General features: G+C 46.8%; 15 protein-coding genes and 1 pseudogene. 7 read left to right on the plus strand and 9 right to left on the minus strand.

Annotated features, from left to right (window positions below; all coding sequences use genetic code 11):
* Positions 1–87: 87 nt before the first annotated feature.
* Both V756_RS0116830 and V756_RS0116835 read right to left on the minus strand, forming a co-directional pair.
* Entirely contained in the window at positions 88–1119 is a 1032-nt protein-coding gene (locus V756_RS0116830) for a FecCD family ABC transporter permease (protein WP_024715687.1), read from the minus strand.
* Entirely contained in the window at positions 1116–2117 is a 1002-nt protein-coding gene (locus tag V756_RS0116835; RefSeq protein ID WP_024715688.1) for a FecCD family ABC transporter permease, read from the minus strand. Before V756_RS0116835 ends, V756_RS0116830 begins: the two co-directional genes overlap by 4 nt.
* Positions 2118–2246: 129 nt before the next feature.
* Between V756_RS0116835 and V756_RS0116840 the strand changes: the two genes are divergently transcribed.
* A complete protein-coding gene (locus V756_RS0116840) occupies positions 2247–3224 on the plus strand; it encodes an ABC transporter substrate-binding protein (RefSeq protein ID WP_024715689.1) in 978 nt (325 codons plus the stop codon).
* Between the two features lie 16 nt (positions 3225–3240).
* Here the strand turns inward: V756_RS0116840 and mprF are convergent, their stop codons facing one another.
* Entirely contained in the window at positions 3241–5811 is a 2571-nt protein-coding gene (gene mprF, locus V756_RS0116845) for a bifunctional lysylphosphatidylglycerol flippase/synthetase MprF (protein WP_024715690.1), read from the minus strand.
* 172 nt (positions 5812–5983) lie between these two features.
* Here mprF and V756_RS0116850 point away from each other — a divergent pair, with 172 nt between their 5' ends.
* The gene (locus V756_RS0116850; protein ID WP_024715691.1) at positions 5984–6466 is read left to right on the plus strand and encodes a MarR family transcriptional regulator; all 483 of its coding nucleotides are present in this window, start codon (positions 5984–5986) and stop codon (positions 6464–6466) included.
* 95 nt (positions 6467–6561) lie between these two features.
* Positions 6562–8118, plus strand: a complete 1557-nt coding sequence (locus V756_RS0116855; RefSeq protein WP_024715692.1) for an MFS transporter — start codon at positions 6562–6564, stop codon at positions 8116–8118.
* Here the strand turns inward: V756_RS0116855 and bstA are convergent.
* Positions 8115–8651, minus strand: a complete 537-nt coding sequence (bstA, locus tag V756_RS0116860) for a bacillithiol transferase BstA (protein ID WP_024715693.1) — start codon at positions 8649–8651, stop codon at positions 8115–8117. The two genes, V756_RS0116855 and bstA, sit on opposite strands and share 4 nt — an antisense overlap.
* 123 nt (positions 8652–8774) lie before the next feature.
* Between bstA and V756_RS0116865 the strand changes: the two genes are divergently transcribed.
* A complete protein-coding gene (locus tag V756_RS0116865) occupies positions 8775–10028 on the plus strand; it encodes an MFS transporter (protein WP_024715694.1) in 1254 nt (417 codons plus the stop codon).
* Positions 9994–10611 carry a TetR/AcrR family transcriptional regulator gene (locus V756_RS0116870; protein ID WP_024715695.1) on the plus strand — a complete coding sequence of 206 codons (618 nt, stop codon included), beginning with the start codon at positions 9994–9996 and terminating at the stop codon, positions 10609–10611. The genes V756_RS0116865 and V756_RS0116870 overlap by 35 nt, the downstream gene beginning before the upstream one ends.
* Positions 10612–10647: 36 nt before the next feature.
* Here V756_RS0116870 and V756_RS0116875 read toward each other — a convergent pair whose 3' ends face one another.
* Both V756_RS0116875 and V756_RS1000000123670 read right to left on the minus strand, forming a co-directional pair.
* A complete protein-coding gene (locus V756_RS0116875; protein WP_024715696.1) occupies positions 10648–11736 on the minus strand; it encodes an acyltransferase family protein in 1089 nt (362 codons plus the stop codon).
* 224 nt (positions 11737–11960) lie between these two features.
* Positions 11961–12083 (minus strand): annotated as a pseudogene (locus tag V756_RS1000000123670) (esterase); the annotation flags it as partial.
* Between the two features lie 125 nt (positions 12084–12208).
* On the opposite strand from V756_RS1000000123670, the gene padR reads away from it, so the two are divergent.
* Together padR and V756_RS0116890 are read left to right on the plus strand one after the other, a co-directional pair.
* Positions 12209–12757: a transcriptional regulator PadR gene (gene padR / locus V756_RS0116885; RefSeq protein WP_024715698.1), complete on the plus strand. Its 549-nt coding sequence runs from the start codon at positions 12209–12211 to the stop codon at positions 12755–12757.
* 47 nt (positions 12758–12804) lie between these two features.
* Positions 12805–13404 carry a GNAT family N-acetyltransferase gene (locus V756_RS0116890; RefSeq protein WP_024715699.1) on the plus strand — a complete coding sequence of 200 codons (600 nt, stop codon included), beginning with the start codon at positions 12805–12807 and terminating at the stop codon, positions 13402–13404.
* Positions 13405–13496: 92 nt separating this feature from the next.
* Here the strand turns inward: V756_RS0116890 and lnrN are convergent, their stop codons facing one another.
* From lnrN to lnrL, 3 genes are read right to left on the minus strand one after another with little or no spacing between them, the layout of a single operon-like run.
* Positions 13497–14654 carry a linearmycin resistance permease LnrN gene (lnrN, locus tag V756_RS0116895; protein WP_024715700.1) on the minus strand — a complete coding sequence of 386 codons (1158 nt, stop codon included), beginning with the start codon at positions 14652–14654 and terminating at the stop codon, positions 13497–13499.
* Positions 14655–14667: 13 nt separating this feature from the next.
* Positions 14668–15858, minus strand: a complete 1191-nt coding sequence (gene lnrM, locus V756_RS0116900) for a linearmycin resistance permease LnrM (RefSeq protein ID WP_024715701.1) — start codon at positions 15856–15858, stop codon at positions 14668–14670.
* 11 nt (positions 15859–15869) lie between these two features.
* A complete protein-coding gene (gene lnrL, locus V756_RS0116905; protein WP_024715702.1) occupies positions 15870–16805 on the minus strand; it encodes a linearmycin resistance ATP-binding protein LnrL in 936 nt (311 codons plus the stop codon).
* Between the last annotated feature and the right edge of the window lie 110 nt (positions 16806–16915).

The raw sequence follows: 16915 nt of genomic DNA on the forward strand, positions 1-16915 counted from the left end.
TGTCTCCTGTCAGTATAGCAAAAATAATTATGAATTTTCACCCAATTTAAAAACCCATTTTCTTTTGTTGGAAAATGGGATTCGTGATCAAGAATTTCTCGTTTTATAAAGCAAATAAATAAAATAAGGGGCGCCGATAGCCGCTGTAAACACACCGGCTGGCACTTCCACCGGAGCAAATAAGGTTCTGCCGACAATGTCAGCAGTTAAAACGAGCAGCGCCCCGATGAGTGCCGACACCGGGAGCAGCGCGCCATAAGACGAGCCAACGAGGCGCCTTGCAATGTGTGGTGCCATCAGCCCGACAAAACCGATTGTGCCGGCTACCGAAACCGCGCAGCCCGTAAGAGCCGTACTCAAAAGGAGCAAGAAAAAACGATTGCGCTGCACGGCGCTGCCAGCACCCGCGGCAATATCTTCGCCCAGCATCTGTATATTCATATGTTTCAGCGCGATAAAACAAATAAATAAGAGAATGGCAGATAGGATAACTGCTATTTTTACATGCTGCCAGTTTGATCCATATACTGATCCAGTGATATACACATTGGCTTGTGATGCCCGGTAAATCGGGCCTTTGATCATCAGCAGAGTGGTCATGGCCTGCGCCGACATTGAAAATCCGATTCCGATAAGCACCAGCCGGAATGTGGAGGCGCCATTTTTGTATGCCAGGAAATAGACGATGAGTCCGACAGCCGAGGCGCCGATAAATGCGGCCGCCGGAAGCCATGAGAGACTGATCGCAAGTGAACTGCTGCGGTCTGAAAAGAACATCATCACAAGCACGACCGCTGCCGCCGCTCCTCCCGTTATTCCGATAATATCAGGAGATGCCAGAGGATTTCTGACGAGCCCCTGCAATATCGCGCCTGCCGCTGCCAAACAGACGCCGGCGCATAAAGCGGTCAAAATTCTCGGCATGCGGAATGACATGATCATCAGTTCATCCAGCTTGGAGCCAGCACCAAAGAATGTTTTTGCCACATCCCAAGGCGGAATAAACCGTTGTCCGAAACCGGCGCTTATCATCAGTACAGCCGCTGTTAATCCAAGCAGAACCAAAAAAACGATCCATGCTTTCTTTTCAGCCGCGGTAACGCCAAAACGAAGTTTCATAGCTTTGCCCCCCTTCTTGCGATGTACACAAACACAGGCATGCCGATGATAGCCGTCATGACCCCGACCGGAACTTCCTGAGGCATAATGATATACCGCGCTCCGATATCTGAGGCAACAAGCAAAACCGCACCCAAAACAGCGGAAAAGGGCAGAACCCAGCGATAATCATTCCCGACGATAAATCGGGCAAAGTGCGGAATAATGATGCCGATAAAGGAAATCGGTCCGGCAATGGCGACAGCAGATCCGGCAAGCAAGACAACACAAAGGGCCATCACAAATTTCAGCAGACCCGTTTTCTGGCCGAGTCCTTTTGCCACATCTTCTCCCATAACGAGAAGATTGATTTTTTGGCCAAGAAAGAAACTGATGACAAGCGCCGCGGCCGCATATGGGAGCATCGTTATCAGCAGATCCAGACTCCTCCCCTGTACAGAGCCGGTCAGCCAAAAAAGCACTTGAGCAAGCTCGAGTTCATTAACAGAAAGCAAGCCTTGTGTCAGAGAAGAAAACATGGCTGCCATGGCCGCCCCAGCAAGCGTCAGTTTGATTGGGGTCAGCCCTTCCCTTCCAAGCGAGCCTGCAGCATACACGATTGCAGCGGTAAATGCTGCCCCGAGAAACGAGCTCCATACCAGTGCCTGAGGTGATTGAATATGGAGAAAAAACGATCCGGCAACAATAAAAAAACCGGCACCGGCATTAATGCCGAAAATCCCCGGTGACGCAAGCGGATTTTTAGTGAGTGCCTGCATGAGAGCGCCCGCGGCTGCAAGCGAGGCACCGACAACTGTGGCAACTAGTGCACGCGGGAGTCTGACGTCTTTGATGATGACATGCTCATTTGTACCATTGTAAGAAGTAAACGCCTGAAAGACCTGTCCCCATGACGTACCTGTATAGCCATAAACAATGCTTGCGCAGACAGCCGCTAGTAACATCAAAATCAGACATATTAACACAATCCATTTTGAAGATGCCTTTTTGCAGATCATGATTTCATTCTCCTAGTTATTTACTATGTATTGGTGATTTTGAGAATATTCCTCAATTAAGGATTGACACTCTCAACACTGCTTATTATGATCTAAATGATAATGAATTTCAATATCGGGAGGAAAAAGATGAAAAAGCATATCAGCATGCTATTCGTATTTTTAATGGCTGTTATCGTGCTTTCTGCCTGCAATAGTTCAGAAAGTTCAAGCAGCAGTGAGGGATCAAGCAGCAAAACAAGAACGGTCAAACATGCAATGGGGACATCAGACAACATTCCAGTCAGCCCCAAACGGGTTGTGGTTTTAACAAATGAAGGAACAGAGGCGCTCTTAGCGCTTGGCATTAAACCTGTCGGCGCCGTAAAGTCATGGAAAGGCGACCCATGGTATGACTATCTGAAAGATGACATGAAAGGTGTGAAAAACGTCGGTCTTGAAACAGAACCGAATGTGGAAGCCATCGCGGAATTAAAGCCTGATTTGATTATTGGAAACAAAGTGCGCCAGGAAAAAATTTATGACCAGTTACATGCGATTGCGCCGACCGTTTTCGCTGAATCTTTGGCCGGGAACTGGAAGGATAACCTGACTCTGTACGCCAACGCGGTAAATAATGCGGACAAAGGCAAGGAAGTCATTGCCGATTTTGATAAACGCGTTTCTGATTTGAAAGACAAACTAGGCGATCAGACAAATAAAACTGTTTCTGTCGTACGCTTTTTATCCGGTGAGTCAAGAATTTATTATACCGATTCATTCTCGGGGATTATTTTAGACCAGCTTGGCTTCAAACGACCTGAAAAACAGGCGGAGCTGTTCAAGAAGCAGAAGGACCAATTTACGTTCTCAACAGACAGTAAAGAATCGATTCCTGACATGGATGCTGATGTGCTGTTTTATTTCACCTATAAAGCCGATCATGCAAAGGAAAATGAAAAATGGGCCAATCAGTGGACAAGCAGTTCACTATGGAAAAACCTGAAGGCTGTAAAGTCAGGTAATGCCCATGAAGTCGATGACGTCGTATGGACAACCGCAGGCGGAATCAAAGCCGCAAACGCTCTGCTTAATGATATTGAAACCTATTTCTTAAAAACGAAATAAAAAAGACTCCGTCTGGTTAGACGGAGTCTTTTTTGCTTTTACCGATCAGCCGCGTGACGAGGAACATGGTGACAGAAAGAGATCTGTTTTTCCGGTACGCCAAGTATTTGCCGCGCCACTCCGGTTTGTATTTTTCTTTAAAGGCTCTGAGGCCGCTGAAGCTGTACATGTATCTGACATTATTAAAAATGACAGCGGCAAATCTTTCGGACCAGAAGGATGTAAAGGCGGTGCCCACATTGGCCAAGGGCGCCATTCCCATGTTAAATGACGTGCAGCCTTCCTCCTTCGCCCATAAAAACATGCGGATGAACAATGCATCCATAATGCCGTTCGGGGCGTCGGCGCGGTAACGCATCAGATCGACCGATATCTCCCCTTCCTGATACATCGGCATGACATTTGCAAATGCGATGATCTCTCCTTCTGCATTTTTCATATAGGCGATCGGCGCTTTTTGTAAATATGACGGGTCAAAAAATCCGAGCGAGAATCCTTTCTCCTTTTTCGAGCCGAGCCATTCGTCTGAGATTTGTTTCAGCTCCTCCAAAAATGCATCTGAAAATGGGGGATGATCCACATGAAAGGTATATTCCTCTCGCTCAAAGCGGTTATTGATCGCCCGAAGGCCGGCTTTTTTCTTCCCAGTCAAGGTGAATGTGTTTAAATCCACATAGGCTTCCTCGCCCAGTTTGAAGAAGTTATAGCCAAAGTCGTGATACAGCGCCATGTCCTCTCGTTCAATTTGATAAAACAAAACGCTGAATCCCTTTTGATGCGCTTCGTTCAGAAACTCTTCCAGCACGAGCGGGAACGATTCTCTTTGGCCTGACGGATCGCCGAGCACAACCAGCCTTCTGGCGATTTTCCCAAACAGAAGCAGCGCATTACCGTCACTTGAAAAATAAAACCGCTTATCTCCGAGAAAACCGAGGTGGCTCAGCGCGTTGCCGCCTTTTTCATTAAGAAACGCAGCAAGACGATCAGGGTCAGCTTTCTCTCCAATTGGTTTCGTTCTTTTATGATACACCACTGTAAATATGAAGAAGAACAGCGGCACAATGATGATCGCCATGATGGTTGCATAGGTGATATGCGAGGTGCTGTGAACGAAATATTCGTGACGCAGCACCTTTTTCATCCGGTCCCAAATAAAGCCCGCGATCAGATTGTAGTTAAAGAGCGCCACAGTAAACAGCGCCACGGCGAATATCATTTGGCCAAGCGTATAGGATGCCTGTTCCCGGACAAATTGTTTTTTCAAGAGCACAAGCAATACGATAATCATTGGCAGTACAAATATCGCACTGATGTTGAGCCCTTTTAAGAAGCTGAACACAAACCCGCCGACAAGTGCTGTAATGGCCATCGTATAGGAACGTTTTGTCCGTTTATAAAGCTCGATCGGCAAAATCAGCAGAATGAGCGCTGAGCTTAGGGACAGGCCGTTGAACAGCAAAAGAGCCGGGCGCGGAATGTGCGGGATGACGGTCAGCCTGTCAATCGGCAAAGAGACTGAAGCCAGGACAATCAGACCGGCAACAAATACAATCAGCGAAAGCGAACCTTGTAAAATTCTCACTAATATCGCCCGCTGAACAACAAGCAGAACGTTTGTCGTCTCGATAGCCGGTGCGATGCGCGGGTTCGTTTCGAGCCGTTTCATGGTATTTTCGGTCAGGTCGCCGGCAGCAAAGAACAGCCCCAAAATAAACGGAATAAACGAATAAGCGATCCTGTACAAAACGATTGACGTAACAATCGCTTCCTGATGATAGCCAAGCTGCTCCATACCGAGCAAAAACAAAAGGTCAAACGAGCCGAAACCGCCAGGCACGAGGCTGATCATCCCGCCGATCGCCGCAATGACAAACACTCCGAATACATACCTGATATCAGCATGAATCCCCATAGCGAACAAAGCAAAATAGATGACGGCTCCAGCCATAAGCCATTCGGCTACAGAGGCGCCGATATAAGCGAAAATCGGATTTTTCACTTTATCCTCATTTTCTTCGTCTCCGGCTTTGCGGCCTTTTATTTTGGCCACCGCCAAGGATAGCGGCAAAATCAGCGCGAAACCGATAACGACTGCCCACAGCCAAGGCTTTTCTTGGATCACTTCATTCACTGGCAGCACCCGCGCAGCGACGAAAATGCTGAAAACAGATAACCCGAGCAGCATAGATGACGTAAGCCAGGCGATTCCTTTCACGAGCGCCTTATGGTCTTTCGTATGCTCCTTATAGAACATCATTCTTAACCCGACTCCGGCTAAACCGCCGAACCCGAGCACATTATTAAATGAATTGGCGATCCAGGAAACCCTGAATACCTTTCCGTTTGTCATCGAAAGGCGCAGCGAGTGTTTCAAGACGTAATCATACAGCGACATAGCCGCAACAGCCAGCAAGCCAATCAATACAAGGATGAATAAGTCCGTTCGTTCCAGCCCGTTGATGACCATGAGCGTGCGTTTGAATGACAGATTTGTCAGTTCTTTTTTTGATTGATAAATAACAAATAATAAAACAGCAATAGGAAAAGCGATTTTTAAAATTGATAAAGCATTCTTTTTAATCAGCAATGGTCTCTCCAATCATATTCTTGTTCGATCATCTTCCCCCAATAATCTCCAACTCATTATACACTACCGTTATTTTTCGGACAAAGTCCCGAATGCAGTTTCTCCTTACTTTCTTTCAGGAGTGAAAATCGAGTAATATGATAAGTGGAGCGAATGATGAGGAAGTGATGATATGGAATATAATTTACATGATACAACGGTATTAAACGAAAACATTCTTTCATCTGAGGAACGGGAAATATGGGTGCTCTATATGAAAGTCTTAACTTCTGCCGGTCTCGGCGATGTGTCCGAATGGATGAAGCTGGATATGAGCATGCCGCAAATGAAAGTGCTGATGCTATTAAACAACCATGGAACATTGAAGGTCAGCGAGATTGCTGAAAAAATGGGGGCTTCCCTGTCGAATACAACAGGGCTGCTTGACCGCCTTGAGAAATCAGGGTTTGTCAAACGCTCACATTCTGAAGAGGACCGCCGCTCAGTAGTTGTTCAGCTGACAGAGAATGCAAAGAGGATTTTTCGGGGGCTTTATGAAAAGGGCCATCTGAAATTAAAGCGCTCATTGGAACTTCTGACTCCTGAAGAAAAGCAGGCTGTTTCCGAAGGGCTGTCTATCCTTTCCAAAGCATTGGAGAAAGCGAAAAAAGAATAAATCTTCAAGTCTGTCTAGGCAGACTTTTTTTATTTGACATTTAGTTCACTTTAAATGAATAATATATTCTAAGTGAACAAAAGGGAGTGATGAATATGTCTGATGCATCGGCAAAGCCAAAAAGCCAAAAATGGGCGATCAGCCTGTTTACCATCGGGGTGTTTATGGCTGCGCTGGATAATGGAATTATTTCGGCTGCGTTAACAACGATAAATGAGTCGTTTACCGTTTCCCCTTCCTGGGGATCATGGGGCATTACCCTTTATACGCTCGGTCTTAGCGTCAGTGTGCCAATCGTCGGGAAGCTTTCCGACCGCTACGGCAGGAAGAGACTTTTTCTGATTGAGGTTTGTCTGTTCGGACTTGGCTCTTTACTCGTTTCTTTAAGCCAAAGCTTCCCGATCTTTCTGATCTCACGTTTGATTCAGGCGCTTGGAGGCGGCGGGATTTTCATTATCGGCAGCTCGCACATTCTCGCGACCCTTCCAAAGGAAAAGCAGGGAAAGGCGCTCGGGCTGCTAGGCGCGATGAACGGGATGGCCGCTGTCCTCGGACCAAATATCGGAAGCTTTCTGCTTGATTGGACCGGTTCTTGGCATTGGCTGTTTTTGATTAATTTGCCGATTGCCGTGCTGTTGGTTGTTTTCGGTGCTTGTTTTATTGCGGAAACGAGAGCGCCTGAAGCTAAACGCCTCGATACGGCCGGAATCTTCCTTCTGTCCCTGTCGATTTTAGCTGTGATGTACGGCATGACGAATCTTGACGGAGCAAACCTTTTAAACAGTTTGGGAGATCCAAAAGTGTATGGATGTATTGTTTTTGGCATTCTCTGTTTCGCAGCGCTTATCTCGTTTGAAAAGCGGGTTGAAATGCGCGGGGGCGATCCGATTTTGGCGTATTCTCTGCTGCGGAACAATATGTTTCAGCGTACGCTTATCATCGGTTTGTTATCCGGCGGACTCTTGGCGGCGGTCATTTTTATCCCGTCATATGTCGAGCAGTATTTGGGCGTCCCTGCCGCGAAAGCAGGCTATTGGATGACTCCGCTGGCGTTGGCTTCCGGAATCGGCGCTTGGCTCGGCGGAGCGCTCACCGACAAAAAAGGGCCGGTGAAAACCGTTGTTCTTTCGGGAATCATTTCATGTGCGGGATTTGCTTTATTTCCTCTCTGGGTGACGGAGAAATGGGAGTTTGTGATCGCAAGTGTGGCAGCTGGAATCGGTTTTGGCTTTTTATTAGGCGCTCCGCTGAACGTTCTTGTATCAGAAGCGGCTAAAACGAATAAGGGCACAGCGCTCGGCACGCTTTCATTAGTAAGACAAATTGGACTGACATTGGCGCCTACTCTTTATGCCGGTTTTATCACAGCCGGGTTTGGCCAAATCGGTGATGAGATTAAGAGCCGCTTATCAGACAGCAGACAATCAGAGAAGGCAATGCACATGCTGCCTCAGATCGACAGCTCCAATATTTCTTCTTTACAAGAACAAATCGAACGCATTCCTGTTCCTGAAGTCAAAACCGCGATAAGCGATGCCATTCATGCAAGTGTTGCCAGCGGTTACGGCCATTTATATGCTGCAGCCGCTGTGATCTCATTGCTGGTGATTGCGGCGATCAGCCTGCCGGCTTCACACCGGCAAAAGCCTTAAGACCACCCCATCCGTTTGGAAAGCTCCGTAATATGGGCGAGATGGTGATGTGAGTGCCAGACATACAGCCCGAGCGCGTTCTTCAAGGTTATGATCTCCTTTGTATCAGGATGATAAAAACCGCGTTGAAATTGCTTGTCCGTCAGAGTGCGGAGAAGAGCCGTCCATCTCCCGTGAAGCGCCTGCAAAAGCGCGAGTGAACCGCTCGGATCCGCTGTTTTCGAGTCCTTTAGCTCCGACCACGCCTTTTCATCATACGGACGGATGGCCGGCATCTCTTCCGTCAAACACAATTTAAATCGAATATAGCTGTTCATATGACTGTCAGCCAAATGATGGACAACTTGCCGAACGGTCCATCCCCCGTCCCGGTACGGTGTGTCAAGCTGGCTGTCCGTCATGCCTTCAACGGCTTGCTTCAGCTTGGCCGGCACTTCTTCAAGCGCTTGAATCCATTTTACTTTTTGCTCCTTAGATACGGATTCCCTCGGTTTGTATTCCCCTATCGGGTAGCTTAGATTGGATGTTGTCATGGCTGTTCTCCCTTCTGTTCACGATTCTCTTTTATTTTACAAGAAAAAGATTGTATATGGCAGGTTTTTCCCCTACAATAAAAACGACACACGTGTCATTTTTATTTATTAGGAGGATGAATCATGGAAAAATCGTTGTTTCGTCATCACAAAGGATTGATGACACTATTAGCCTCGCAAACCATTTCTTCACTTGGAGACTGGCTTCACATTTTAGCCGTGCTAACGTTAGCCGCTTTTCAGCTGCACGCTTCTCCATTAGATATGTCGTTTTTAATGATGTCATTTGCCTTGCCTGTCATTGTACTCGGTCCTGTGTCAGGGTTGCTTGCCGACCGTTTTGATAGAAAAATGGTCATGTTTCTGTCTGAAATCGGCCGTTCCCTCACCGTTATCAGCTGCGTTTATGTCAGTGAGCTTTGGCAGCTTTACCTATTGCTGAGCCTTCAAAGCTGTTTTTCTTCGCTTTTTTCACCCGCTAAAAACGGAAAGCTTAAGGAATTGGCACCGGAAGCGCACATTCAACAAGCCGTTTCCATCAGCAGCATCATTGATAACAGCTCTAAAGTTTTCGGTCCTGCCCTCGGCGGCATGCTGATCGCCGCTGTCTCTTTACATTCTGTTTTCTATATCAACGCCGGGGCCTTTCTTCTTTCCGCTGTCATTTTGTTTTTCCTACCGAGAGATGCTTTTTTACAAAAAGCCCTTGCACCTCAAGAAAAAACGCCGGCACTTGCTTCGATGAAAGAAGGCTTTCAGTTATTGAAACGGATGCCGCTTCTTTTAACAGGCTTGCTCACTGCTTGTGTTGTTCTCTTTGTATTGCAGATTGGTGATTCGCAGGCAATCATTCTCATCCGTTCCTTTTCTGGCGCTCCTCCCGAGCTGGCTGGCTGGTGCATGGCCGTAAGCGGAGCCGGTATGCTCCTTACAGCCGTAATCGCCGGCAAACGGAGTATCACTTCTTATTTGCTTTATTTCTCAGCTGGGGCCTTTCTTCTTGGAATAGCGACTGGAAGTGCGCCATTTCTGAGCGGCATGGGAATTGCCGGCATCATTCTTTTTATATTCGCTTTTTTCATCATGGGAGCTGCTTTCGGCCTTGTCCATATTCCATTTCAAATTCTCGTGCAGACAACAGTGCCTGTGGAATACAGCGGCAGGGTGTTTGGCGCCATTCAAAGCGCGACGACTCTCGCCTCTATTCTCGGCATGGCGGGCGGGGGCGTGCTTGCGGAATGGATCGGTGTATCACTTGCTTTTCTTGTCTGCGGCTGCTTGCTGATCATGGTCGGGTTGATTACACTTGTAGGTAAGAAAGTTGCAGAAAGCAGGCGATATCTTGTCACCGAAAGTAACAAAGGAACACAAGGATAAACGGCAGGCAGAGATTTTAGAGGCTGCCAAAACTGTTTTTAAACGAAAGGGGTTCGAATTAACGACAATGAAGGACGTTGTGGAAGAGTCAGGCTTCAGCCGAGGCGGTGTCTATCTTTATTTTTCAAGCACCGAGGAGATGTTTCGCCGTATTATTGAAGCCGGGCTTGATGAAGGGCTCCGAAAGCTTGATGAATCTGCGCAGCATCGAAGTGTTTGGGACACCATTTCAAGCTATTTGGATGAACTGGCTGAAGGCCTTAGTGATGCAGCAGATACGCTGGCGCCGGTTCAATTTGAATATTTAGTGACAGCTTGGAGGAATGAAGAACGGCGGCTGTACTTGGAGAAAAGGTACGATCTTTTTATAGAAAGGTTTTCAAAGCTATTGCAAAAAGGAATCGAGCAAGGGGAATTTCAGCCTCTGCAGCCTCTCGCGACGATTGCGAAGTTTTTCCTAAATATGAATGACGGCATCATTCAAAGCGCCCTTTATTTTGATGAAGAAAAAGCTGATGTATCTGGACTTGCCGAATCTGCAAAGCTGTATTTAAAAACGGTGCTGCAAACGAATAGGAAATAAAACAAACGGCAGGAGCCTCTCTCCTGCCGTTTGTTTTCATCCTGCGTGATCACGCACTTCTGCTGTTGCTTTTTTCTGTTTTGGCTGATAAATTTTCCCCACAAATAAATAACCGTATTTGAATTTATTCAGTGCCCATGAGGTCAGGATCGGGCCCGCTGTGCACACGGCAAACAATAGGAGAACTGCCGGTACGGCGGGAATTCCGGGTATGTTTGTAAGCAAAACATAGCCTGCGATCATAAAATAGGCATGGAGCAGATAAATCGAAAAGGAATAGTTGCTGATAAACATCATGATTTTCGGCACATGCTTCATTTTAGAAAAAAAGTGAAAGCATAAGAAAATCATGCTTGTCGAATACAGCATGATATCAGGCCGTTTCGAGCTGATCATGCCGATTTCACCGACATAAGAAACAGTGACAACGAGCGCAGCAGAAGCAAGCGCGGCGCCGTATATCACTAAGCGATATTGATTCAGCAGCGCTAAAAAGCGCTTGTACTCTTTTCCGCAATAGTAGGCCAGACAAAAGTAGAAAAGCCAGCCTGCGAATGGAACCCAGAAGAATGGAAATGCCCCGCCCTCTTCTGTTACGGGAGCCGGGCTGACTGCTGAGAAATAGCTTAAATAAGCGGCTGTCACTACAAATGAGATGGACAGCACCCATTTCGGCGATGCTTTTTTCAAATACTCATGAAACATCATATGCAAAATGTAAAATTGAAAGATGACGAGAATGAAGTATCCGATAAAGTTTCCTAACAATACGTTCGCCAGATATTTTTGCACAAACGCGAGAAAGGTTACTTCTTCCCCCATTGCACTGGTCATCAGCAGCGCATCGATGGCTGCGATAAATAAAAAAGGAACGAAAATCATTTTTCCCCGCTTCTTAAAAAAACCGTCCGGCACCCCGCCAGGATAAGAATGGGCGAGTAAAAATTCTGAGATGAAAATGAAAGCGGGCGTGCTGAACATGAGGAGTGTGCGGAAAGAATCAACAGTGTGAGAAATATTTGCGAGAGCTTCTGCCTGAAGCATCAGAACCATTGAAATGATATGGAGCAAAACGACACTCAAGCACGACATGCAGCGAATCATAAAAATTTCTTTAATTTGCATAACAGCACTCCTTTTATTTAAAATTTTTAAAAATCGATGGTTGTACCTTAACATGCCTTGTCCAATTTCAAAAAGTGCCTGATGTCATAAATCCGGCTATGTATGATTGACTAAGATGACATCAAAGTCCCTGGCTTTTTGATGTATCTTCTCAGACGAAATGGCTGGAAAAATGCAAAAAAACCAGCTGTAACGAAGACAGCCGATTTTTTTATGGATATCTTCAGCCCTTCTTTGATATAGCCGTTCACTTGGCTGTTAGAGAGCAAGCCAATATGACCGATGCCATAAAGCTGGATATGTCTCGCTTCTTGTAACCGAGACAAGCTGCTGAAGACAATTTCATCTGAAATCATGACATAGGTTGTGTTCCCTTTCTCCCTTTTCTATAATAAAGGGAATAGGCAGTTAGGATCACAGATGAGCACAGGCTCATCTTTTTTGTGAAACAGCCATAGACATGGAGGATTGCATGAGAGTATTAAAATACGCCATATTAGGGCTTCTGCGAAAAGGCGAATTGAGCGGATACGATATTACGAGTTATTTTAAAGAGGAGCTCGGCCAGTTTTGGAGCGCCAAACACAGCCAGATTTATCCCGAGCTCAAAAAGCTGACGGATGAAGGGTTTATTACGTTTCGGACAACAATTCAAGGCACGAAGCTGGAGAAAAAGATGTACACCCTGACAGACAGCGGAAAACAGGAGCTTCATGACTGGCTGATCCGCCACCAGCCGATACCGGAGACCGTGAAGGACGAATTTATGCTGAAGGCTTATTTTATTTCTTCTCTATCGCAGCAGGAGGCTTCTGATTTATTTACAGACCAGCTTCAAAAACGCAAGGCCAAGCTGTCCGACCTGCAGAAAAGCTATGAAAAGCTTATGGCCTCAGCAAAGCCGATGTCGTTTTCTTCACCGGACTTCGGCCACTATCTTGTGCTGACGAAAGCGCTGGAGCGGGAAAAAAATTACGTTTCTTGGCTGGAATCAATAGTAGCCATGATCGATAAAGATTAACGGGGTGCGGCCTTGAGGCTGCTCCAATACTTAGCGGGGGTGGAACGATGAAAGTGACATTGCATGAATTAATAGGTGAACAGATCCGAGTGGTGCCGATGGACAAAAGCCATATTGAAGGTTTATATGAAGCTGCAAATGATGAAAACATTTGGGCCCATTTACCGAAAACCATCAGAACGCTGCATAATATGGAGGCTTTTGTTGAGGAAGCGCTGCAAGCTAAGGAATCAGGCGCGGAATTTCCATTCGTGATTATTCATCGTGAGACTGGCAAAATCGTCGGCACGACGCGGTTTCTATATATGTCATCCGCTTCAAAAAGCCTTGAAATCGGCTGGACATGGTTCCATCCTTCAGTGTGGGGCACCTCGGTCAACACTGAATGCAAATATTTGCTGTTACAGTATTGCTTTGAACAGCTGAACACGATTCGGGTGCAGTTCAAAACGGATGAGCGGAATATCAGATCGCAAAAGGCGATTGAACGTCTGGGAGCAGTCAAAGAAGGCATATTGCGAAACCAAATGATTAGAAAAGACGGAACATTCCGCAATTCGGTCTTTTACAGCATTATCGACAGTGACTGGCCGTCAGTGAAACAGCATTTGGAACAGAGACTGCAGGCTGACTTACACAGGGTGTGATAAAGGCGGCGTTCAGCCAGGCCGCCCGGGTATTTAGCCGGCACAATGGTTTATAATATGCAAAAAACATCTGCCCTAAAGGCAGATGTTTTTTAGGCTCGGAGCGCTTTCAGCCCCGCTGCGAAAGTAATTGCCGCAAAAGCAAACAAAATGCCGCAGATGCCGAGAATATCTGTGATGTGCGCGCCGTTAGCGATAATCTCAGTCAGCCCGCTCATCGCCCACTTTTGCGGAAGAAATTCAGCGATGGACTGCATAAATTTCGGCTCAATATCTATCGGCCAATACATTCCGCTTATCATACACGTTGCGATAACGAATAAGTTGCCGAACGCAAGCTGCTGCTCCGGCGTTCTGACATTGGCCGCAACCATTAATCCGATGCCGACAACGGTCAGCAGAAAAAATGATAGTAACACAATAACCGCACCGAGATTGCCCCAGTTGATGCCAAACAGCCAATGGGTTGCGAGCAGCAATATGCCAAATTGAATCCATCCAATGACAAAGAAGGACAGCACATACCCGGCCCCGATTTCCGCCCGGCTGACGGAAGCCGTAAGCAATCTCGGCCAGACACCGTTTTTTCTAGCTTCTAAAATGGTTCCCGCCGCCCCCATCATGGTCAGCATGACAAACAGAATGGAAAAACCCGCTGCTGTGGAGGCTGTGTCACTTGCGCCCGCATTTTTTTCACTATCGCTGAATGTCTTTCGTTTTACCGCCGGTGCTGCATCTTTAGGATCTTTGGCGAAAAGCGTTTGATAAGCCGCCTTCCAGTTCTCCCCCGCTGCCTGAGCTGACGTTTTCGCCGCGGTAACCTGAATATTAAGCTTTGCCAATGTGCTTTCTGCATATTGTTTGGCCATCGGCGCTTCCGACAGGTCCGGGCCGTGCCGGAAGACTAGCTCAGGATGTTTTCCTTTTTCGAGCTGTGCCTGAAACGAGCGGGGTATGATGATGGTCCCGGCAATTTTCTTTTGTTTCAGCTTTTCTGATGCTTTGCTTTCAGACATGGTTTCAAATGTATACATATCATCGTGTGTTTTCAGCTGCCGAATATAATGCTGCGAGAGAATCGTGTCGTCCTGATCAATGACCGCAAGCCGCAGCTTGCCGTCATTGCCGCCGAGCATCCCTCCAAATACAAAGGTCAGCAAAAGCGGGGCAGCGAACATCATCAAATAGTTCTGCCGCTTCTTGAAAATGAGAGAAAGCTCAATGCCGCAAATGGCTAAGATTTTTTTCACTTGGTGTACCTCCTTATCTTGTATGAAGCCGTCTGATGCCAAGCACGAGTGAACAAAGGCCGATCGCCGCAAAAAGAAGCACAGGCTTTTGAAGATCAGCCCAGCCTCCCCCTTCCATTAAAGAAAGAAAGCCGTCAAGCGCCCATCGATTTGGAACCGCTTTGGATACAGACTGCAAGAAGTCCGGAAACTGGTACAGCGGCAGCATAGACCCGCCGAGAACCGCAAGCAATTGAATGCCGAAGCCGCCGATCGCATCGGCCGATTTCATGTCGCTGATACACGACGCAAGCAGCACTGAAATGCCTGATACAGCCGCAGCATAAGAAAGCCCGAGTACACTCACAAACAGCAGATTGCCGCCCCAGTCCACACCGAATACATTGATCGTGACAATCAGAAATATGAAAAATTGTATGATGGCAAATAGATAGGTTCCGAGCCATTTTCCGATGAGAATGGCGTATTTTTGCGCAGGCGTCATCAGCATTCTGGCAAGCGTTTCCGTCTCCTTTTCCTGTAAAAAAGATTTCGCCCCGACTGTCATATGAAACAGCATAAACATGCAAAGCATCGCGGCCGAATAGTATTGAAAACTGGTAACGGCCTTGCTGCCAACTGATTTTTCCTTAATAGAAAGTTTGTCACCCGTTTCTTTTTCAAGCCTGTGGACTAGGTTGTCTGCAAAATGTGAAGGATCAAGTTTTCCTTGTTTGACAGCAGATGTTTTGCTGATGTAGTCCATTGATGCCGACGCAGCATCTTTTACCGCTTTATATTGGTCTATGAAAGATGCGGCGGCTGTTTCGATGATGGAGCTTTTTATGGTTTGATCGGGATCAGCATAAATAAAAGCTGACGTTTTGCCGGCTTCCCAATGTTTCGGAATGACGATGCCGACATCGATTTTCTTTTCAGCGAGCAGGTTCTTCATCTCATCTTCGCTGCTGGCTTGTGTGACCTTTAGCGACTTCATTTTTTTGAGCACGTCTGTTTTAAACATGTTCGCTTCATCCGATTGGTCTGACTGGACATACCCGACTTTGATGCCGTCAATCCGGCTGCCTCCGTCAACAACCGATCCGAGCGCCGCCCCTAGAATACAGGTCAGGATCAGCGGCATTAAAATAAGCATCATAAACCCTTTTTTGTCCGTGATTCTGATTTTGACATCTTTCCATGCGATCCATAAGCTTTTTTTCATTACCGTCCCTCCTAATCCCGTAAAGTGCGCCCGGTCAGATTCAGAAACAGGCGCTCCAGGTTTGGTTCCTGCACCTGGAGAGACAGCAGGTTGATATGATGGAGGGCTGCTTCCGCAAGCAGACTTGTGACGACTTTCTCATGGTGAGCTGCAGAAATGTCAATTTTGAGCTTTGATTCATGTACTGTCACATCATTCACATGAGCCAGAGAACGGATTGCAAAAAGAAACGCTTCATCGATCCCGCTGACCGTGAGCTGAATGACGGTGTCTCCTCCAAGGCGGCTGCACAGATCGTTTTTTGTGCCGATCGCAATCATTTCCCCCTGATCAATAATGCCAATCCGGTCGCATAAATACTCGACCTCTTCCATGTAATGACTCGTATAGATCACCGTCATGCCCGTTTCATTGAGCTGTTTTACTGTTTCTAAAATATGATTTCTCGATTGAGGATCGATACCGACAGTCGGTTCATCCATGATCAGCAGCTCGGGCTTGTGCATTAAGGCGGCGCCAATGTTGATTCTCCGTTTCATTCCGCCTGAGAACGTTTCAATTTTATCTTTGGCCCGCTCAGTCAGGCCGACATATTCAAGAACCTCCGCTGATCTTTTTTTGGCCTCACCGTGCGTAAGTCCGTACATTTTCCCCCAAAACATCAGATTCTCATGGGCTGTCAGCGTAGGATATAAAGCAATTTCCTGCGGGACAACGCCGATTTTTTGTTTCGCTTTGGCCGTTTCTTTACCGATGGCATAGCCGCCCACTGTGATATTCCCGCTGTCATGCGGCACGAGTCCGGATATCATCGAGATGGTTGTGGACTTTCCCGCGCCATTTGGTCCGAGCAGACCGAATGACTCTCCCTTTTGGATGGAAAATGAAATGCCTTTCACGATTGTTTTTTTCCCATATGCCTTTTTGATGTTTTCTGCTTGCAGCACGTCGTTTCACTCCTTTTGTAATCCTATTGCCATTGTAGAAAAAAGAAAGTCGTGCGGCATGTAGCGGGGGATAGAATGTAAGGCATGAAAAAAAGGCCTGGAAAAGGCCT

Origin of the sequence: Bacillus tequilensis KCTC 13622, from assembly GCF_000507145.1 — a bacterium.
Lineage (GTDB): Bacteria > Bacillota > Bacilli > Bacillales > Bacillaceae > Bacillus > Bacillus tequilensis.